The 19,746-nt window shown below is 66.8% G+C and carries 18 protein-coding genes and 1 riboswitch; of the genes, 10 read left to right on the top strand and 8 right to left on the bottom strand.

What is annotated here, in order from left to right:
* Positions 1 to 3: 3 nt before the first annotated feature.
* Entirely contained in the window at positions 4 to 1,950 is a 1,947-nt protein-coding gene (locus tag NX782_RS08705) for a TonB-dependent receptor (protein WP_258845052.1), read from the bottom strand.
* Between the two features lie 76 nt (positions 1,951 to 2,026).
* Positions 2,027 to 2,355, bottom strand: a riboswitch (cobalamin riboswitch).
* 149 nt (positions 2,356 to 2,504) lie between these two features.
* Here NX782_RS08705 and NX782_RS08700 point away from each other — a divergent pair.
* From NX782_RS08700 to NX782_RS08690, 3 genes are all read left to right on the top strand, one after another.
* The gene (locus tag NX782_RS08700) at positions 2,505 to 4,730 is read left to right on the top strand and encodes a M1 family metallopeptidase (protein ID WP_258845051.1); all 2,226 of its coding nucleotides are present in this window, start codon (positions 2,505 to 2,507) and stop codon (positions 4,728 to 4,730) included.
* Positions 4,727 to 5,659, top strand: coding sequence for a hypothetical protein (locus NX782_RS08695; protein WP_258845050.1), 933 nt, complete (start codon positions 4,727 to 4,729; stop codon positions 5,657 to 5,659). The genes NX782_RS08700 and NX782_RS08695 overlap by 4 nt, the downstream gene beginning before the upstream one ends.
* Before the next feature lie 122 nt (positions 5,660 to 5,781).
* Positions 5,782 to 6,609: a DODA-type extradiol aromatic ring-opening family dioxygenase gene (locus tag NX782_RS08690; RefSeq protein ID WP_258845049.1), complete on the top strand. Its 828-nt coding sequence runs from the start codon at positions 5,782 to 5,784 to the stop codon at positions 6,607 to 6,609.
* A 4-nt stretch (positions 6,610 to 6,613) separates the two neighbouring features.
* Here the strand turns inward: NX782_RS08690 and NX782_RS08685 are convergent, their stop codons facing one another.
* Positions 6,614 to 6,898 carry a hypothetical protein gene (locus NX782_RS08685; protein ID WP_258845048.1) on the bottom strand — a complete coding sequence of 95 codons (285 nt, stop codon included), beginning with the start codon at positions 6,896 to 6,898 and terminating at the stop codon, positions 6,614 to 6,616.
* Between the two features lie 152 nt (positions 6,899 to 7,050).
* On the opposite strand from NX782_RS08685, the gene NX782_RS08680 reads away from it, so the two are divergent.
* From NX782_RS08680 to NX782_RS08670, 3 genes are read left to right on the top strand one after another with little or no spacing between them, the layout of a single operon-like run.
* Positions 7,051 to 7,545, top strand: a complete 495-nt coding sequence (locus tag NX782_RS08680) for an Hcp family type VI secretion system effector (RefSeq protein ID WP_258845047.1) — start codon at positions 7,051 to 7,053, stop codon at positions 7,543 to 7,545.
* A 7-nt stretch (positions 7,546 to 7,552) separates the two neighbouring features.
* Positions 7,553 to 7,936 (top strand): CHAP domain-containing protein, encoded by a 384-nt coding sequence (locus tag NX782_RS08675; RefSeq protein ID WP_258845046.1) that lies wholly within the window; start codon positions 7,553 to 7,555, stop codon positions 7,934 to 7,936.
* Positions 7,937 to 7,961: 25 nt separating this feature from the next.
* A complete protein-coding gene (locus NX782_RS08670) occupies positions 7,962 to 8,489 on the top strand; it encodes a hypothetical protein (RefSeq protein WP_258845045.1) in 528 nt (175 codons plus the stop codon).
* Positions 8,490 to 8,530: 41 nt separating this feature from the next.
* Here the strand turns inward: NX782_RS08670 and ylqF are convergent, their stop codons facing one another.
* From ylqF to NX782_RS08640, 6 genes are all read right to left on the bottom strand, one after another.
* Positions 8,531 to 9,478, bottom strand: a complete 948-nt coding sequence (gene ylqF, locus NX782_RS08665; RefSeq protein WP_258845044.1) for a ribosome biogenesis GTPase YlqF — start codon at positions 9,476 to 9,478, stop codon at positions 8,531 to 8,533.
* Positions 9,479 to 9,508: 30 nt separating this feature from the next.
* Positions 9,509 to 10,126 (bottom strand): hypothetical protein, encoded by a 618-nt coding sequence (locus NX782_RS08660; protein ID WP_258845043.1) that lies wholly within the window; start codon positions 10,124 to 10,126, stop codon positions 9,509 to 9,511.
* A gap of 9 nt (positions 10,127 to 10,135) precedes the next feature.
* Entirely contained in the window at positions 10,136 to 11,428 is a 1,293-nt protein-coding gene (locus tag NX782_RS08655; RefSeq protein WP_258845042.1) for a choice-of-anchor X domain-containing protein, read from the bottom strand.
* On the bottom strand, positions 11,418 to 12,293 hold the full coding sequence (locus NX782_RS08650; RefSeq protein WP_258845041.1) for a hypothetical protein: 876 nt from the start codon (positions 12,291 to 12,293) through the stop codon (positions 11,418 to 11,420). The genes NX782_RS08655 and NX782_RS08650 overlap by 11 nt, the downstream gene beginning before the upstream one ends.
* A gap of 189 nt (positions 12,294 to 12,482) precedes the next feature.
* Positions 12,483 to 13,355 carry a hypothetical protein gene (locus NX782_RS08645; protein WP_258845040.1) on the bottom strand — a complete coding sequence of 291 codons (873 nt, stop codon included), beginning with the start codon at positions 13,353 to 13,355 and terminating at the stop codon, positions 12,483 to 12,485.
* Positions 13,356 to 13,419: 64 nt separating this feature from the next.
* On the bottom strand, positions 13,420 to 14,349 hold the full coding sequence (locus NX782_RS08640) for a histone deacetylase family protein (protein ID WP_258845039.1): 930 nt from the start codon (positions 14,347 to 14,349) through the stop codon (positions 13,420 to 13,422).
* An 86-nt stretch (positions 14,350 to 14,435) separates the two neighbouring features.
* Here NX782_RS08640 and NX782_RS08635 point away from each other — a divergent pair, with 86 nt between their 5' ends.
* The 4 genes from NX782_RS08635 to mltB are packed head-to-tail and all read left to right on the top strand — an operon-like array spanning position 14,436 to position 19,585.
* Complete coding sequence (locus NX782_RS08635) at positions 14,436 to 15,356, top strand: AAA family ATPase (protein ID WP_258845038.1); 921 nt, start codon at positions 14,436 to 14,438, stop codon at positions 15,354 to 15,356.
* Between the two features lie 16 nt (positions 15,357 to 15,372).
* Positions 15,373 to 16,401, top strand: a complete 1,029-nt coding sequence (locus tag NX782_RS08630) for a DUF58 domain-containing protein (protein ID WP_258845037.1) — start codon at positions 15,373 to 15,375, stop codon at positions 16,399 to 16,401.
* Positions 16,398 to 18,416, top strand: coding sequence for a transglutaminase TgpA family protein (locus NX782_RS08625; RefSeq protein WP_258845036.1), 2,019 nt, complete (start codon positions 16,398 to 16,400; stop codon positions 18,414 to 18,416). Before NX782_RS08630 ends, NX782_RS08625 begins: the two co-directional genes overlap by 4 nt.
* Positions 18,413 to 19,585 carry a lytic murein transglycosylase B gene (gene mltB, locus NX782_RS08620; RefSeq protein ID WP_258845035.1) on the top strand — a complete coding sequence of 391 codons (1,173 nt, stop codon included), beginning with the start codon at positions 18,413 to 18,415 and terminating at the stop codon, positions 19,583 to 19,585. Before NX782_RS08625 ends, mltB begins: the two co-directional genes overlap by 4 nt.
* Positions 19,586 to 19,746: the final 161 nt, after the last annotated feature.

Raw genomic sequence — 19,746 nt, 5'->3', positions numbered from 1 at the left:
GGGTTAAAAGTCGTAGCGGGCGGAGAGCTTCAGTTGGCGGCCGTCGCTCGGGTAGATGCCCGACTGGCAACCGTAGGCGTAGCTGAAGTAGTGGCGGTCGGCCAGGTTCAGGCCGTTCACGGCGACTTCCCACGGACCCAGCTTGACGGCGTAGCGCGCGTCGAAGGTCACGTAAGACGGCATGGTGGCGGCGCAGCGGTTGTCGAAGTCGCTGCCGTAGCGCTGGCGGTCGACCCACTGCGCGCCGAAGTCCGCGCTCTGGCCATTCCCCGGCAGCCAGTTCAGGCGCGCCGTGAGCACGTTCTTCGGCACCAGCACCATTTCGCGGCCGGCGTTCGGGCCTTCCGTGAATTTGGCGTTCACGTGCTGCAGGTGGGCGGTGGCGCGCCAGCCCGCGGCCAGATCGGCCTCGGCATCGATCTCGACACCCCGGCGGCGTGTCGGGTCGAGGTTGGTGTTGGCGAAGGCGGTCGGGTCGTAGAAGATCTCGTTGTCCAGCTTGTGCTGGAACACGCGCGCGCTCACTTTGCGGGCGGCATCGCCCCAGCTGGCGCCGAATTCCAGGTCGTGCGAGGTCTGCACCTTCAGCAGGCTCAGGCTGGTACGGAAGCTGTTCTCGTCGACGTTGGCGACCCGGTAGCTCTGGCCGGCGCGCGCCGTCAGTTCCAGCTGCGGCAGCACGCGGTAGCTGCCTTGCGCTTCCCAGGCGTTCTGGCCCTGCGAGCCGTTGTCGGGAACGCCGCCCAGCATCGCATCGACGTAGTCCTTGTCGAATATTTCGCGGCGCACGCCTAGCGCCACGCGGCCGTCGTGGGCCGGGTCGAAGCGCAGTTCGTCGCGCAGATACACGGCCTTCGATTTCTGGCTGGCGTCGGACAGCGAATAGCTCGAGACGGTCTTGCGCGTCCAGTCGATCACGTCGATGCCCGCCACCAGCTCGTTGAGCATGCCGCCGTCCAGGGTGTGCAGCCAGCGCGCGCGCGGCGAGAACTGGGTCTGGCGGCCGTCGTACTGCGTCACCGACAGGTCGGGGCCGAAGAAGTAATTCAGGCTCGCATCGCGCTCGCGGTGCGACAGTTCGGCGGCCAGGTCGACCTCGCCGACGCGGACTTCAGCAAACGCGTTGACGCGATCGGTGTCGAGCGAACCGAAGTCGTTCGGGGTCTGGGTCTGGCGCGGATTGGCCTGGAACTGGGCCATGCTCAGGGCGCCCGGCAGGCGCGAATCCTGGCGCGCGCTTTCGACGCGGATGCCGGCGCGGCCGCCCGTGTAGCCGACCTGCACGCCGGCCGACAGGCTGTTCTGCGTGAAGTCGCTGTTGGCGCGGTAGTTGCCGTTGTCCTGGCGCGCCACCGCGGCATCGAAGCTGAGCTTGCCTGCCACGTGGGCCAGCGAAGCGCGCAGGTCGCGCTCGCGCAACTGGCCGGCTTCGCCGAACACCGAACCGTGCGTGCCCGCCTGCGCATAGCGCGGATCCTTGCGCGTGACGATCTGGATCACGCCGCCGGTCGCGCCCTCGCCGTACAGCACGCTGCTGCCGCCGCGGGTGATCTCGATGCGCTCGACGGTGTCGATCGGGATCGTCGACAGCACCGAGCTCACCAGCTCGTTCTCGTTCAGGCGCACGCCGTCGACCATGATCACCATGTTCTGCGGGCCATTGGTGCCGAAGCCGCGCAGGTCGAGCGCGAAGTCCGGCGAAGAGTCCAGGCTCTGGCGCCCGAACACGCCGCCGATCTTGCGGATCGCCTGGTTGACGTCGTTCACGCCGGCCTGGCGGATCTCGTCGCGGGTGATGACGGTGGCGCCAATCGGCTCCAGCGATTCGGCGCTGGGGAAGCGCGAACCGGTGATGACGACGGTGGTCGGTGCGGGCTCGTCGGCGTGAACGGCAAAAGGAAGGGAAACGGCAATGGCGCAGGCCAGCGCGAGCGGCTTTTTGGAAATCATCGGCTTGTTCTTTGGTGAATCGTTAGGCCGGCGCGCGTCCCCGCATGCCGGCTCGATACGGAAGCGCGGCAAACCGCCCGCTTCCCCCTGTCTGGCCGGTATCCGGGCTAGCAAGACAGACCGCTTCACCTTCCTGCAAGAGCGCCCGACAGAGCCTAGGGCGGCGTTGCATCGCCTCGCCGTACTTTCGTACTGTCTTCGGCGATGCGCCTTGCCCTAAACTCTGTCGGGCGCTCTTGAACGCAGTGGTGTTCGAAGCAGCCAGCCATCATGACGATGGCGCTTGTTTACCGTTGCGGGGGCAGCACACGTTGGCGCGGCGCCGGGGGCACCTGCGCTCCGTGTTTCCCGTTTAACTGCACGCGCAAGAAGACGCGTGCGGGCACCAGAACCCCGGAATTATAAACCTAACAAGCAACATCGCTTCCTCTTTGCCCGGGTTTTGGGGTGAATTTGTGGCGGCCGTTGCGTTTTTTGGCAGGGATTTCGCATATAGTGTGAACACAAATGCAACTTAACAATAATCAATTCAATCCGGAATTGGGGGTCATGCAATGCGATTGGGTTCAACACTATTCCGCACGGGCGCTGCCGCGGTCCTGCTGGCGCTAGGCGTGGCGGTCACCGCCGACCTGCTGGCCGGCCCGGACGAGGCACCGGCCGCGCCTATCGCCGCTGGCGCACCGCCCGCTTCGCTCGACGGTATCGCGCTGGCCCTGCCGAACGCGGCAGCGGTCACGGTGCCGAGCAGCCCGAACGCCTGGGGCGGCGCCCGCACCGGGCTGGAGCCGACGCTGTCGGACCGCGTGGTCCACTACGACATCGACGCCACCCTCGATCCGGTCAAGCACACCGTGACCGGCCGCGAAAAGCTCACCTGGCGCAACCGCAGCAGCGTGCCGGTCAGAAGCGTCTACCTGCACCTGTACATGAACGCCTTCGAAGGCGCCGGCAGCACCTTCTTCACCGAGAAGCGCCAGCGCGACGGCGCCTTCCGCTCCGGCGTCGAGATAAAGGACGGCGAATGGGGCCATATCGCGCTGCGCACTGTCACCCAGGGCGATGCCACCGTGCCCTGGACCTTTGTCCACCCGGACAACGGCCCGGCCACCGACCACACGGTGGTGCGCTTCGACCTGCCGGCGGCAGTGGCGCCGGGCGCCTCGACCACCCTCGACATCGACTTCCACACCCAGCTGCCGCGGGTGATGGCGCGCACCGGCTACTTCGGGACCTTCCACCTGGTCGGCCAGTGGTTCCCGAAGATCGGCGTGCTGGAACTGCCTGGCGAACGCGGGGCCACCGCGCCACGCTGGAACGTGCACGAGATGCACCTGAACTCCGAGTTCTATGCCGACTTCGGCAGCTTCGACGTGCGCCTGTCGGCGCCGAAGGAGTACACGATCGGCGCCACCGGCGAGCGCCAGGGCGCGCCCGTCGAGAAGAACGGCCTGCTGACCCACCGCTACGTGCAGGGCGACGTCCACGACTTCGCCTGGACCGCGGACAAGCGCACGGCCAAACCGATGGTCGAGACCTGGACCGGTCCGGGCAGCCCGAACGTCACCGTGACCGTCCTCTACCCGCCCGAGTACGCGGCCAGCGCGGCGCCGGCCATGAAGGCGGCCAAGGATTCCCTGACCTACTTCTCGAACACGCTCGGCCCGTATCCGTACAAGACGCTGACGGTGGTGATCCCGCCGCACAACGCCGAAGAAGCGGGCGGCATGGAATACCCGACCTTCTTCACCGCCGAAGGCTATGCCCAGGTCGAGCCCGACCTCGGCCAGCAATACCTGCTGGACTTCGTCACCATCCACGAATTCGGCCACGGCTACTTTTATGGCCTGCTGGCGAACAACGAGTTCGAAGAGCCGGTGCTGGACGAAGGCCTGAACGAGTACTGGGACCTGCGCATGATCCGCGAACGCGGCCAGCAAATCCACGCCGCCTCGCCCTTCATGCGCCGGATCGGCATCACGCCCACTTTCGATGCCTTCGCCGCCGAGCGCATGGGCACGCCGCGCGGCGACCCGGCCGATGCGCCGGGCCAGAACGCCTACGACCGCCTGCAGGACATCGGCCCGGTCTACAGCCGCACCGCGACCCTGATGCGCGACCTCGAAGCCCGTATCGGCAAGGCGCCGATGGAGCGCGCCTTCAAGGAATACTACCGCCGCTGGAAGTTCCGCCATCCGAGCACCGCCGACCTGCGCGAGACCCTGGCCGAAGTGACCGGCCAGCGCGCCGCCGTCGAAACCGTGTTCGCCCAGCAGGTGTACGCGGCCACCAAGGTCGACGACCGCATCGCCAGCATCACCAGCCGCGAACAGCTGCCGCTGCCGGGCACGCGCCAGGCCGGCAGCAACTGGGTCGAGGACAAGCAGGAAGACATCGACAAGCGCGTCGAGAAGGAGCGCGACGCCTGGAAGAAGGCGAACCCGAAGGCGAAGGAAGGCGTGGGCCCCTACCCGTTCCGCACCGAAGTGCTGGTGCGCCGCTATGGCGCCGCGGTGCCGCAGCTGCTGACCGTGAAGTTTGCCGACGGCAGCGTCGAAAACGTGCGCTGGGACGCCAACGAGAGCTGGCACAAGTTCAGCTGGACCAAGCCGGCCAAGGCCGTCTCCGCCGAACTCGATCCGCAGCGCCTGCACTACCTCGACACCAGCAAGCTCGACGACAGCCGCACGGTCGAGCCCAATGCCAGCGCTTCGCGCCGCTGGGGCATGGATGCCAGCGCCTTCATCGAATACCTCCTTACCCTGATCGCGACCGTATGATGAGCACCGACCAGACCCTCGACTCCCCTTCGCTGGCGCCGCAGAACGCCGGCGCGCGCCGCCGCCACGGCCTGCGGCCCCTGCTCAGCGCAATACGCGCCGCGCTGCAATGGCGCCTGATGCTGTGGTGGGCCCTGCTGCTCCTGCTGCCGACCCTCGCCGCCAGCCTGCCGGTCTGGCAGATGCTGGGCGCGAACCTCGACCACTCGGTGCATGCACCGGCGCTGGCGAACAAACTCGACATGCTGGCCATCGCCGACCTGATGGGCAGCGTGCGCGAGCGCTTCGGCCCGGCCATGAGCCTGGGCGGCATCGTCGCGCTGGCAATGACCCTGCTGCTGTCGCCGCTGCTGGCCGGGATGAGCATCCATGCCGCGCGCGCCACCCGTCGTCCCGGCTTCATCGACCTGCTGGCCGGCGGCGCCCAGGAATATGCGCGCATGTTCCGCATGATGGTGTGGAGCGCGATCCCGCTGCTCATCGTCGGCATCGTCGCCGCCGTGGCCTTCAAGGTGGCCGGCAAATCCGCCGAGAGCGCGATCCTGGAAAGCGATGCCGACCGCGCCTCGCACCTGGCGCTGATCGCCACCGCGGTGGCCTTCGTGCTGGTGCACGCGACCCTCGACGCCGGCCGCGCGCTGCTGGCCAACGAACGCCGGCGCCGCTCGGCCATCGTCGCCTGGTGGGGCGGCGTGCGCCTGATGCTGCGCCGGCCGCTGTCGCTGCTGGGCGTGTACGTGATCGTCACCGGCCTCGGCCTGCTGCTGGCCGCGCTGCTGGCGGTGGCGCGCCTGCACGTGCCGGCGCTGGGCGGGGCCGGCACGGTCGGCGCCGTCCTGCTGGCGCAGCTGGTGGTGCTGGTGCTGGGCTGGATGCGCAGTGCGCGGCTGTTTGCGATGATGGCCTTGGTGCGGGCGCGGCCGCAGTAAGCTGCACGACCGTCGTCCCGCCCCTCGTCATTCCCGCGCAGGCGGGAACGACGAGGGGCGGCCAACGCATTCGACACGGATGCGCTACCATGGCCGTTTCACTGTCCCGCCAAGGAGCCGCCATGACCACCCGCCTGCCCACTTATTTCGTCTCCCACGGCGGCGGCCCCTGGCCCTGGATGAAGGCCCAGTACGGCGGCGCCTACGACAAACTCGAAGCCTCGCTGGTCGACATCAAGCGCCAGGTGGGCGTGCGCCCGAAGGCGGTGCTGGTGGTGACCAGCCACTGGGAGACCGACGCGTTCACGGTGTCGAGCAATCCGGCGCCCGGCATGATCTACGACTACGGCGGCTTCCCGCCGCACACCTACCAGATCCAGTACCCGGCGCCGGGCGACCCGCAGCTGGCCGCGCGCGTGGCCGAACTGCTGAACGGCGCCGGCCACCCGGCCGCGCTCGATGCGGCGCGCGGCTTCGACCACGGCACCTTCTCGATGCTGTACCCGGTCTACCCGGAGGCCGACATGCCGGTGGTGCAGCTGTCGATCCGCCACGGCTACGATCCGGCGGTGCACCTGGCCGCCGGCCGCGCGCTGGCGCCGCTGCGCGACGAGGGCGTGCTGATCGTCGGCAGCGGCCTGTCCTTCCACAACCTGCGCCAGTTCGGCCCCGGCGGCGCGCTGGCGTCGCACGCCTTCGACACCTGGCTGCAGCATGTGCTGCTGGAATTGTCGCCGCAGGATCGCGAACAGGCGCTGCTGCACTGGAGCGAGGCGCCGTATGCGCGCCATGCGCATCCGCGCGAGGATCACCTGGTGCCGCTGTGGGTGGCGCTGGGAGCGGCTGAGCAGGAGCAGGCGGCCTGCGTGTATCACGAGGAGAGTTTCTTTGGGGCGTTGACGGTGTCGAGCTTCAGGTTTGGGGCGGCTGCGGCGGACACTGCCAGCTGATCTCTCACCTTGTCGTTTTCGCGTTGATTCGGTCGACAGCGGTGCCTGCCGCTACCGATGCCGTCCGCTCCGCGCGCCTGACTTCGTCCCGAATGTCCAGGTGAGCCTTGCAGCACTGCCCATTAATCCGCGCCCAAGCTGCAACGTCGGCATCCGACACATCGACACCATGTCTCAACAGGTTACGTGAGGTCAGGCATCGTGCGACCTCCGGGCTATATTCGGATTCCAGTTCGCGGTAAGCCCGGTTCTGCGCCAGCATATTGGCTGTTCCATAGCGTGTTGGCATTCGATTCTCCTGTTGTTGTCTGCCGTAAGACATGGAAAATGCATGTGGGTTCGCCTCTTGCGGAGAAAGACCAGCTTGAGCATGCCCAAAGTCGGAAAGGCAGTACGACGCAACAATGCCCTCTTGAGTTCGCCAACTTATGGAGAGACGGCATGGCAATCGACGTATATCTGCAAATCGACGGCATCAAGGGCGAGTCCCACGACGACAAGCACAAGGACTGGATCGAGGTAACCGGCATCCATTGGGGCGTGCACCAGCCCCGCAGCGCCACCGCGTCGACCGGCGGCGGGCACACCGCCGAGCGCGCCGAGCTCTCCGACATCTCGTTCTCCAAGCTGACCGATCTGTCTTCCCCTATTCTTCTACAGACCTGCGCAGCCGGTAAAACCATCCCCAAAGCGAAGTTCGAGTTCTTCCGTGCTGACGGCAACGGCGAACGCGTAAAGTATTTCGACGTCGAACTGGAGAACGTCCTGATCGGTATGGTCAAGCCTCACCTGGGCGGTGCCGATTCCTTCTTGTCCGAAACCGTCAACCTGAAGTTCTCCAGGATCAAGTGGAAGTACACCCAGCAGAAAATCGGCGGCGGCAGTGGAGGAAATACCGCCGGCGGTTGGGACCTGGCGACCAACAAGATCGCATAGGTGTGCCATGCCTGTCGATCTGGAGAAATTTACGGCACATCTGCGCAAGCGCGCTTTGCCCAAGTACGGAAAAAGGCGATGTGGCGAGTTCGTACGCAAGGCGCTGCAGGCGGGCGGAGCTGAGTTCCATGGCCGGTATCCGGCTACCGGAAAGGAATTCGGTCCGGCCCTTGAAATGCTGGGGTTCCACGAGATCACGGTAGACGATCCTGCCCGCTTCAGCTTCCTCAAGGGGGACGTCATGGTCATGGCGCCATACAAGGGCAGCACGGCTGGGCATGTGGCAGCGTATGACGGAAAGAGCTGGATTTCCGATTTCGTCCAGAACGACTTTTGGGCTGGACCGGCTTATCGCACGGAGAAACCACATTATGTCGTCTATCGTTACTAAGCGCGTCATCCTCGCAGTCCTTCTCATGACCGCCGGTAATGTGGCGACAGCCGGCGACAAGCCTCCTCGATACGTGATCGAGCCGGCGATTGGCCTGCGACTGGACGCCCGGGTCAAGCTGGAAGCATTACCGAGTGAAATAAGCGCTTTGTGCTCAAGGGACACCGGGAACTGGGTCCTCCACGAATGGATTTTCGCACGTGCATACGACGCGGCAAGCAGCTACTACGTTGTCTCGGGGTATGCCAAGCGACGCCATCGGGAAGCCGGGCAATCACTGTACGAGCCAATCCAGCGCGGAGGCCTTTACGCAGTAACCGGAAACAAATGCATAGACGACCCGGCAGATGAGTCGTTCGAGGCGCGGGACCCCAACCAGATACCGCTTCCCATCCTGCGGCAGCTCGCGCAGGATCTTGTAGCAAGGCTCGTTCGCGCCGTGGGTGGCCAAGATAAGCTGCGCGCTGAAATCAGGAACCAGCGTATCGACTTCGACCGGCTTTCCCCAGAACTCCAAGAAGCCTTCAAACCCTACTTCAGCACCGTAAAGTAGATGCAATTGGTAGCCGACCGGCGCCGGCTCCAATCGAAATCTTAGGTCCCACGCTTGCCGCGCGCCGCCTCTTCAGCCTTCCTGGCCGCCTTCTCCTCCGCAAGCCGCGCCTTCTCTTCCATCTCGATGCGGTGCTTCTCGAGCGCCTCGGCGCGGGTTGCCGGGGTTTCCAGGCTGATGCGGCCCAGCGCGCCCTGGCGGTAGTCCTGCAGGAACACGTGCGAGGCCTTTTCGTAGTCGAAGTCGCCGCCGCGCACGCGGAAGCCGCGGCGCTGGGCCACGCCCTCGATCACGCCGAAGCCGTCCATGCCCCCGGTCTTGAAGCCGTAGCGCGCGCTCAGGAGTTGCGGGTAGCGCTCCAGCAGCAGCGTGCCGAGGAATTCGGCCACTTCTTCCTCGATCACGGCATTGGTGCCGACGGCGTGGCTGGCGGCCAGCATCAGGCCGTCGCTTTCCATGGCGATCTTCGGCCACAGCATGCCGGGGGTGTCGACCAGCACCGTGAACTTGTCGAGGTAGATCTTCTGCTGGGCCTTGGTGACGGCCGGTTCGTCGCCGACCTTGGCCACGCGCTTTTTCAGCAGCGCGTTCATCAGGGTCGACTTGCCGACGTTGGGGATGCCCATGATCATGATGCGCAGCGGCTTGGTCGGCACGCCGCGGTGCGGCGCCAACTGCTTGCACAGCTCGGGGATGCGGGCGACGTCGGACGGCTTCTTGGTCGTCATCGGATAGGCGGTGACGCCGTCCTGAGCGTCGTACCAGGCGGCCCAGGCGGCGGTCGCCACGGGGTCGGCCAGGTCGGTCTTGTTCAGGACCTTCAGGCAGGGTTTGTTGCGGAACTTGCGCAGTTCCTCGACCATCGGGTTGCTGCTCGCCTGCGGCAATCGTGCGTCCAGGACCTCGATGACCACATCGGTGTTTTCCATCTGCTCCGCAGCCTGCTTGCGGGCAGCGGCCATGTGGCCCGGGAACCATTGAATCGACATGCTTATTCTCAATAATGTGCGTACAAGACGCTATTTTACGCTGTCGAAGCCGGCGAGCTCCTGTTCGCTGAAGGTCGGATTGGCGACGGCCTGGCGCAGCAGCGCCTCGACATCGCCGCGCCGCAGCAATTCGAGGTCGTGATGCTGGCGCGCCAGCGCGCGCTGGATCAGCGGATGGGCCAGCAACCGCGCCTCCTTTTTGGGGGTGTTCGGCACCACGCCGGTCAGGGTTACGGCGGCCTGGTCGGTGGCATCGTACTCGCGCCCGACCGCCAGTTCGGCCTGGCCGGGATCGCCCACCAGCAGGCAGCGGATCGCATAGGCCAGCGAGGCCAGGCCGTCCTCGGCCATCGAGGCCAGCAGGCCGCCGCCGGCATCCTCGCGTGGAATCATGGCCATGACTTCGTCGAGGACCGCCGGCCAGGGCTGCTGGCCCGGGTCGCCGGACAGGATGCATTGCCACAGTTCGGCGACGATGTCGCGCGCGCGCCCTTCCCGTCCTGTGCCCTGGACCACGGCGAAGCGCTCGCAGGCCGGCATCAGGCGAGTGGCCGCCGCCGCGGCGCAGGCCAGGCGCGCCTCCAGCGGGAATGCCGCCAGCTTGCTGAGAAGATCATCCTTGTCGTAGCTGAGAATCGAATCTGCCATCCGCACATTCTACCGCGCAGCCGGCTTTGGACCGCACTCGCTCGGCGGCAGCGGCTGGCCGGGGTCGAAAGCCTGCAATTCGTTCTTCGCCAGATTGACGTCCTTGGCGAACTCGGTCAGGTAGCGCGAACGCTCCTCGCTCTGCCATTCGGCATCGGAAAAACCCTTCAGCGGATGGTTTTTACTCGTCAATACCTTGCCTTCCAGGCGCGGCATCAGGGCGCGGTCGGGGTCGGTGTTCTCCTTGAGCAGATAACCGTCGACATCGCGCAGGGTCAGCGGCAAGGCCGCGGCCTGGTCGCGCATCAGTTTGCCGAACATGGTCAGTTTCACCACGCCGGGGCCGGGGCCGAGCAGGTCGTTGAAGGTCAGCAGTGCGAAAGGCTGGCCGCGCGCATCGTCGACCCGGCCGCTGATCACGTAGCGTCCGGGCATGCGCACCTCGACCGGCAGGATGAAGACCAGCGAACCGTTTTCCACCGCCTCGCGCACCTGCCCGGTCCAGATGGCCGGCAGCTCGGGGGTGTAGATCACGTCGAACACCACCATGCCGTTCTTGCCGTTGACGTTGTAGCTGACCTGGGTGCGGATGGTGCCGTTGAAGCCTGCCAGGCCGCTCTGCGCGGGCGCCAGCACGCCGGCGTAGGCGCCGTCGTTCGGCACCGGGTCCGAGCCGCTGCCGTCGTCGGCGAAGGGAATGCTCACCTGCGGGGTCTGGCGCGCACCGCTGAAGGTGATGCCCTGCGCAACCGCGCGCGTGATCACCAGCGGCTGCACCTGGCCGGCGGCATTCACCGCGCGCAGCGAGAACGCGACCGCCTCGTTGGCCGCCATGTAGACACGCGACTGCGAGGTCTGCAGCTGCACGCTGGCGTCGGCCCCGCCGCCCTGCAGGCGCATCGGGTTCATCTCGGTGACCGGCTTGTTGGGATAGTTCTGGTCCAGGTTTTCCGCCATCGGGCGCGAACCGACCGGGTACTGGCTGCCGTCGCGGTAGCTGCAGAAGGTGTGGTCGGCCAGCTGGTAATTGCTGACCAGCTGCTCGCGGCGCTGGCGCCGTTCGTCGACGGCCGGCAGGCTGCTCTCGCCGACCGGGTGGAAGAAGGGCCGGCCCTGCGGCGCCGGAGCCTGGGCGGCGGTCAGCGCCGGGGCGGGGCTGTCATGGCTTGTAAAGCTCCACGCCAGGATGCCGAGCACCGCCAGGGCCAGGATGGGCAGCGCCAGCCGGCGCCACCAGGGCCGCGGCGCGGACCGGGGCGATGCCGGCTGCCGGCCTCCCTGCTGTGGTTTCTTAGAGGGCACTGCTCACCATCGCACTTCGGACGACGGAAACGATGCCCTGCCAGTTCCCGTTCGCATAATGGTTATACGCCTCGTTGTCGTCGCGGAAGGACACCGAGTGGTAGCTCCACTTGGTCGTGCCGCCCTCGTTGGCAGCGGTGCCGAGGGTCAGGTCGTTGCACAGCCAGTCGCTGGGATTGCAGTAAGAGCCGCCGGAACTGCCCGAGACGCCGCCCGAGCTGTGGTAGGCCACCGCTTCGTCGTCCTGGCCCGGCAGGATGCCCGAGTAGGCCGTGCCCTTGGAGGCGGCGTACATGTAGAACCAGATGTTGCGCGTGGTGTTGTGGTTGTACATGGCGCGCGCGGTGGCGGTTTTGAGGTCCTTGGTCAGCGGATCGCCGACCGCCCAGGAGCCGTAGTCGGCCAGCTCGGAGCCGCCGCCGGCGCCCGAGGCGGCGCGTACCCACTTGATGTTCCAGCCGGTCTGCGAACTGCCGTCCGCATTGCCGCACACGCCGGCCGAATTGGCCACCGCGTTCTTTTTCAGGCGCGAAGAGCCGCCGTAGTTGGCCAGTACATAGCCCATCATCAGGTCGCCCGCGCTGTGGGTCGCGATGTAGCACCAGTTGTTGCCGGTGCAGAAGCAGTCCAGCGCATCGCGGATGTGGCCGCTCTGCGAGGCGATGCTGTTGTAGCCGTCCCAGTTGACGGCTTTCTTGTTGACGCCTGCGGCCGTCGACGACGGTCCCCAATAGCTGAAGCTGTTGTAGTCGCCGATCGTGCCGCCGCCTGTGCGGCCGTTGATCCATAACGTGTAGTTCGTTGCCGATGCCAGTCCCGCTACCGCGAACAGGCACAACGCCAGTACCGTGCGTATCAGTCTCATCTTGTCTCCACTCGTTCGTTGTCGTTGGATTGCGTTTGCTGCCCGCACGGGCACACAAAAATTCCGCACGACCGTGCTACAGCCGAGTCGAATGTAGATGGGACATTTGTGCAAGTCAATTGCCACACAATACAAACTGCTGAGTGTGGCGGAAAGCGCAAACGCGCCATGCCCGCCACATGAAATGTGCTAGCGCGCCGCGCTTTCCATCGCGCTGCGCACTACGGACACGATGCCGCTCCAGTTGCCGAGGGTGGAGTGGCCGTAGTCTTCGCCATCGTCGCGGAAGGCGACCGAGTGGTAAGCCCATTTGGTGCTGCCGCCCTGGTTGGGCTCGGTGCCCAGCCTCAGGTCGTTGCAGAACCAGTCGCCGGGATTGCACAGCGAGGTGCCGGAACTGCCCGCCACGCCGCCCGCGCTGTGATAAGCCTCGACGCCATCGTCCTGGCCCGGCAGGACCACCGAGCCGAGGCCGCCCGAGGCGCCGGCGTACATGTAGAACCAGATGCCGCGCGTCTCGTTGTGGTTGTACATGGCGCGCGCGGTGCTGGTCTTCACGTCCTGCACCAGCGGTTCCGAGGTGGTCCAGGCGCCGATGTCGGCCAGTTCCGAACCGCCGCCCGAGCCGGCCGCCGCGCGCACCCACTTGATGTTCCAGCCGGTCTGGGCGCCGCCGGCGTTGCCGCACACCCCGTTGCTGGCCGCCACCGCGTTCTTGCGCATGCGCGCCGAGCCGCCGTAGTTGGCCAGGGTGTAGCCGAGCAGCAGGTCGCCGGCGCTGTGGGTGGCGATGTAACACCAGTTATTGCCGGTGCAGAAGCAGTCGAGCGCATTGCGGACCAGGACGCTCTGGCTGGCGATGCTGCTGCGGCCGTCCCAGTTGACGGCTTTCTTGTTGACGCCCGCCGCCACCGCGGCCGGGCCCCAGTAATTGAAGCTGTCGTAGTTGCCGATGACGCCGCCGCCGGTGCGGCCGTTGATCCACAGGGTGTAATTGGTGGCCGATGCCAGGCCCGCACAGGCGAGCAGGCACAGCGCAACCAGGGTGCGCAGCAGTCTCATCGTCTCCTCCAGATTGGTTCTTGTGGAGCTTAGATACGGCTGCGCTGCTTAGGTTCGCGGCTTCTCAGTCCAGTTCGGCCAATGCCTTGATGTGCACCGCCACGCTGCGGCCCAGCGCCGACAGGTTGTAGCCGCCCTCCAGGCAGCTGACGATGCGTCCGTTCGCATGCTGGCGCGCCACCTCGACCAGGCGGTGCGTGATCCAGGCATAGTCGGCCTCGACCAGGGCCATGCCGCCCAGGTCGTCTTCCTTGTGGGCGTCGAAGCCGGCCGAGATGAAGAGCATCTGCGGGCGGTGCGCATGCAGGGCCGGTAGCCAGTGCTCCTGCACCAGCTGGCGCACCACGTCGCCGCCGCTATAGGCCGGCACCGGGATGTTGACGCTGGTCGCCGTTACCGGCGACGGTTCGGTGTAGGGATAGAAGGGATGCTGGAAGAAGCTGGCCATCAGCACGCGCGGATCGTCGCGGAAGGACTCGTCGGTGCCGTTGCCGTGGTGGACGTCGAAGTCGACGATCGCGATCCGCTCCAGCCCGTGCACTTCGAGCGCGTGGCGGGCAGCGATGGCGACGTTGTTAAACAAGCAGAACCCCATCGGCTCGCCGGGCCGCGCATGGTGGCCGGGCGGGCGGATCGCGCAGAAGGCGTTGTCGACGCGGCCTGCCATGACGTCGTCGGTGGCGGCCAGCGCCAGGCCGGCGGCGCGCAGGGCGGCGCGGTAGCTGTCCTTGCACAGCAGGGTGTCGCCGTCGAGCGGATAGTGTTCGCTGCCGCTCGGGACGTTGTCGCGCACGAGGTCGATCGCGCCCTGGCTGTGGTTGCGCAGGATCGCTGCCTCGGCGGCCGGGTCGCCGCCGCGGCGCTCGATCAGGCCGCTAAGGCGTGCCAGGATCAGCTGGTCCTCGATCGCCTGCAGGCGTGCGGGCGTTTCGGGGTGCCAGTCGCCCATCTCGTGGAGGGAACAGTCCGCGTGGCTGTAGATTGCTGTACTCATGACGCTGCGCTCATCCGTATCACATGGATCGGCGTTCTCGCATAGAATCGAAATGCCGAAAAGATTGCCGATAGCGATAATCTACCATGTTCAAACAATTACACTCCGCTGCCCGTCAGGTCGGCCAGATCGTGGTGGGCAAGGACCAGCAGGTTCGCCTCGCCCTCACCTGCCTGCTGGCCGGCGGCCACCTGCTGATCGACGACGTGCCGGGCGTCGGCAAGACCACGCTGGCGCATGCCCTCGCCCTGACCCTGGGCCTGCAGTTCAACCGCGTGCAGTTCACCAGCGACCTGCTGCCGGCCGACGTGGCCGGCATCTCGGTGTACGAGCGCGAGAAGAACGGCTTCGTGTTCCATCCCGGCCCGATCTTCACCCAGGTGCTACTGGCCGACGAGATCAACCGCGCCACGCCCAAGACCCAATCGGGCCTGCTGGAGGCAATGGAAGAGCGCCAGGTCACGGCCGACGGCGTCACGCGCGCGCTGCCCGAACCCTTCTTCGTGATCGCGACCCAGAACCCGGCGCACCAGATCGGCACCTTCCCGCTGCCGGAATCCCAGCTCGACCGCTTCCTGATGTGCCTGTCGCTGGGCTACCCCGATGCCAGCGCCGAACGCGCGCTGCTGATGGGCGAAGACCGGCGCGCCATGCTCAAGACCCTGCAGCCGGTGATGCGCCCGGAAGAGTTGCTGGACGCCCAGCGCTCGCTGCGCGCGATCCACGCCTCCGGCCCGCTGATCGACTACCTGCAGGCGCTGGCCCAGGAATCCCGTTCCGGCAAGCTGTTCGCCGAGGGCCTGTCGCCGCGCGCGACCCTGGCCCTGCTGCAGGCAGCGCGCGCCTGGGCCGCGCTGGAGGGACGCGACCATGTGATCCCGGAAGACATCCAGACCCTGCTGGTGCCGGTCTGCGCGCACCGCCTGCGCCCGCTGAAGGCCGCGATCGGCGGTGGCAGCGCCAGCCGCGACCTGGTGCTGCAGTTGCAGAAGTCGGTGCCGGTATGACGCGGCGCGTCCGGCGATGACGACCGCGGCCGTGACCAGGCTCGCACTCGGCGTCCGCATCTATGCCTGGCTGCGCGGACGGCGCAGCACCTGGCGCGAGCGCACCACCGCGCGCGACCGCGGCGAGGTCGAGCTGAGCCAGCGCCGCGTCTACATCCTGCCGACCCGCGCCGGGCTCGGCTTCGGCGCCCTGCTGCTGGCGCTGCTAGTCGGCTCGATCAATTACAGCCTGGGCCTGGGCTTCGGCCTGACTTTTGTGGCCGCCGCCTGCGGGCTGGTCGACATGATTTACACCTACCGCAACCTGGCCCACCTGCACCTGCGTCCCGGCCGCAGCAGCGCCGTGTTCGCCGGCGAGGAAGCGCCCTTCGAGCTGCAGCTGTCCAACCGCACGCGCCTGGCCCGCTACGCGCTCTGGATCGACCTCGACACCATGAAGGACCCGCGCCATGCGGTCGACGTCGCGGCCGGCGCCAGCACCAGCGTGGTGCTGTCGAGCACCAGCAAACAGCGCGGCTGGATGAAGGCGCCGCGCGTGCGCCTGTCGACCCGCTTTCCGCTCGGCCTGTTCAACGCCTGGAGCTACTGGCAGCCGGACAGCCGCGCGCTGGTCTATCCCTTCCCCGAACAGGACGCGCCGCCGCTGCCCTCGAGCGGCCATCCGAGCCCGGACGGCTTCGGCAGTGCCGGCAGCGACGACTTCGCCGGGGTGCGCAGCTACCAGCCCGGAGACCCGTTGCGCCAACTGGCCTGGCGCCACATCGCCCGCCTCGATCCCGCGCTCGGCGGCCAGCTGGTGACCAAGCAGTTCGAGGGCGGCTCGCTCGACGAACTGGTGCTCGACCTCGATGCGCTGCCGCCCCGGCTGGACCTCGAGCTGAAGCTGTCGCGCCTGGCGCGCTGGGTGCTGGAGGCGGAGCTGCGCGCGCTGCCCTATGCGCTGCACCTGGGCCGCCAGCGGCTCGGCGCGGCGCTCGGTCCGGCCCACCAGGCGGCCTGCCTGGAAGCGCTGGCCCTGTACGGCCTGCCGGACGCCATGCGATGAAAGCCCTGCGCCCCACCGTTCCGCTCTCGCGCGACAAGCAGGACACCCTGCTGCTGCTGGCCAGCACGGTGCTGGTGCTGCTGCCGCACACGGCCCACCTGCCGCCCTGGGTGACGCTGGTGTGCGGCGCCACCCTGGCCTGGCGCGCCGCCCTCACCCTGCTGGGCCGGCGCATGCCGGCCAATCTGCTGCTGGTGCCCCTTGCCGTGGCCGCGATGGCGGGCGTGCTGCAGACCTACCACACGGTGCTCGGGCGCGATGCCGGGGTCGCGATGCTGGTGCTGCTGGTGGCCTTCAAGATGCTCGAGATGCATGCGCGGCGCGATCTGTTCGTGGTGGTGTTCCTGTGCTTCTTCCTGGTGCTGACCAATTTCTTCTACTCGCAGAGCATCGGCACCGCGGCTTTGATGCTGGCCTCGATCGTGGCGCTCCTGACCACCCAGCTGTCGTTCCAACTGACCGGCGCCGTGCCGCCCTTGCGCATCCGGCTGCTGATGGGCGCCAGGATCCTGGCGCTGGCGGCGCCGCTGGCGGCGGCCGGCTTCGTGCTGTTCCCGCGCATCGACGGGCCGTTGTGGGGCATGCCCGACGATGGCCACGCGGCGCGCACCGGCCTGTCCGACAGCATGGCGCCGGGCCAGTTCTCGAACCTGGCGCAATCGGATGACCCGGCTTTCCGCGTCAAGTTCGAGGGGGCGCCGCCGCCCCAGCCGCAGCTCTACTGGCGCGGCCCGGTGCTGGGCGCCTATGACGGCCGCACCTGGACCCGCATGCTGCCGCGCCCCAGCTTCAGCCGCAAGGCGCCATCGGCGGTCTCGATCAAGGTGCGCGGCGAGCCGCTGCGCTACCAGGTCACGCTGGAGCCCTCGGACACGCGCTGGCTGTTCGCGCTCGAGATGCCGCGCGCGCTGCCGCAGCTGTCGGGCGGGCCGGCCACCGTCACCAGCGAACTGGAACTGCAGGCATCGAGCCCGGTGCGCGAGCGCATCCGCTACGAGCTCGTCTCCTATGTCGACTTCAACATGCAGGCCGCCGACACCCTCGAAAACGCCTACCAGTGGCTGCTGCTGCCCTACGGCCGCAACCCGAAGGCGCTGGCGGCGGGCCAGCGCCTGAAACAGGACTACCCCGAGCCGGGCCAGCGGGTGCAGGCGGTGCTGCGCCAGTTCGCCACCGGCGGCTATTCGTACACGCTGCAGCCGCCGCTGCTGGGCGGCGACGCCGTCGACGAATTCCTCTACAACACCCGCGCCGGATTCTGCGAACACTATGCGGGCGCCTTCGTGTTCCTGATGCGTGCGGCCGGGATTCCGGCGCGTGTGGTGACCGGCTACCAGGGCGGCGAACTGAACCCGATCGACGGTTATTTCACGGTGCGCCAGTCCGATGCCCATGCCTGGGGCGAGGTCTGGCTGGCGGGCCTGGGCTGGGTCCGCGTCGACCCGACCGCGGCGGTGGCCCCGGACCGCGTACAGCGCAATCTGGCGCAGGCGCTGCCGGCCCCGAGCCCGTTCGGCTTCGCCGGCCTGGGCAGGCTGATGCAGCCGAACCCGGATTCGCTGCTGGCCAAGGTCCGCTATGCGATCGGCGCCGCCAACAACGGCTGGAACCAGTGGGTGCTGAACTATACGGCGCAGCGCCAGCATGCATTGATGGAAACCCTGCAGGAAAACCTGTTCGGCTGGCGCAGCGCGGTCCTGCTGGCCCTGGCCTGCGCCTTGTTGCTGCTCGCGCGAAAACTCTCGAAGCAAAGGCGGGACGACCCGATCGATAAGCTATACTCGGCCTTGTGCCACCGCCTCGGCCAGCTGGGCCTGCCGCGTGCGCCGGACGAAGGACCGACGGCGTATGCCGCGCGTGTCGCCGGTGCCGCCCTGGCCCCCGAACCGAAGGCCGCCGCGGCCGAATTCCTGCGCCGCTACAGTGCCTGGCGCTACGCACCACCGCCACAGTCCGCGCCGCACGGCGCAGGCTTGCTGACCACCTTGAAAGAGTTGCTGTCCCGAGTTCGATGAAATCCTTTGTACCGCTGCTGCTTGCCTTCGCCATCGGCGCCGGGCAAACGCCCCACGCACTTGCCGCTTCCTCGACCCACCATGCCGCCAAGGCTGCCAAAACGGCAAAAACAGCCAAGGCCGCGAAATCCGCCAAGCTTGTCAAAAAGGCCAAGGGCAAGGCCGCCAAGCCTGCGCCCGCACCAAGCCGTCCGGCCATCGACTACGACGGCGAACAGGTCAATTTCAGCGAATGGCAGTCAGTGCGCGACTTCGAGGACGACATGGTCCAGCGCAACGGTTTCGAGCGCGCCGAGGTCGCAGCGGCAATCGGCAAGCTGCGCTTCATCGATTCCGCGGTCCAGCTGGTCAAGCCGGCGCCGCCGGGCAAGCCGAAGAACTGGCAGGCCTACAGCAGCCGTTTCATCGAGCCGATCCGCATCAATGCCGGCGTGCGCTTCTGGAACGAGAACGCGGCAGAACTGGCGCGCGCCGAGGCGCAATACGGCGTACCGGCCGAGATCATCGTCGGCATCATCGGCGTCGAAACGATCTACGGCCGCGATACCGGACGCTTCCGCGTGATGGACGTGCTAGCCACCCTCGCCTTCGCCTACCCGGAATCGCCGAACCGCAACGACCGCATGCAGTTCTTCCGCAGCGAGCTGGAAAAGACCATGGTGCTGGCGCGCCAGGAGAACATCGATCCGTTCTCGCTGCTGGGCTCGTTCGCCGGCGCGGTCGGCATGCCGCAGTTCATGCCCAGCAATATCCTGAAGTATGGCGTCGATTACGACGGCGACGGCATCGTCGACCTGCGCAATTCGGCTGCCGACGCGATCGGCAGCGTCGCCAACTTCCTGGTCGCCCACGGCTGGGACCGCAATGCGACCGGTCCCTCCGTGTTCCCGGCGGATGTCGCGCCGAGCATGGCCTGGGAGCCGCTACTGGGCGGCCTGGAGGCGCGTTACCAGCCGGCCGAGCTGCAGGCCGCGGGCGTGGTGACCCGCACTCTGCTTCCCGAACAGCGCAACTATGGCCTGATCGATTTGCAGAACGGTGCCGACCCGACCGAGTACTGGGTCGCAAACGGTAACTTCTTTGCTATCACAAAATATAATCGCAGTTATTTCTATGCTATGTCGGTCGTGGAGCTGGGTCGCGCGGTGAAGCTGGCGCGGGCTAACTGAGCCTTAACCAGCGAGAAACTTTGTATCCCTTTGTAACGGTGCAACAGTGTTATTGCTGAGTTAATGCAGGACTGACAACGACATACTCCCTGGGGGTATCCTCTTTTCTTCATGCTAGTTCCCCGAGGAAACAGAAATTCCGTTGCGATACCCCCATCAAT

Source organism: Massilia norwichensis (genome assembly GCF_024753245.1).
GTDB lineage: Bacteria > Pseudomonadota > Gammaproteobacteria > Burkholderiales > Burkholderiaceae_D > Telluria > Telluria norwichensis.
The sequence above is the reverse complement of the archived record's forward strand: the minus strand, read 5'-3'. Positions and strand labels throughout refer to the sequence as shown.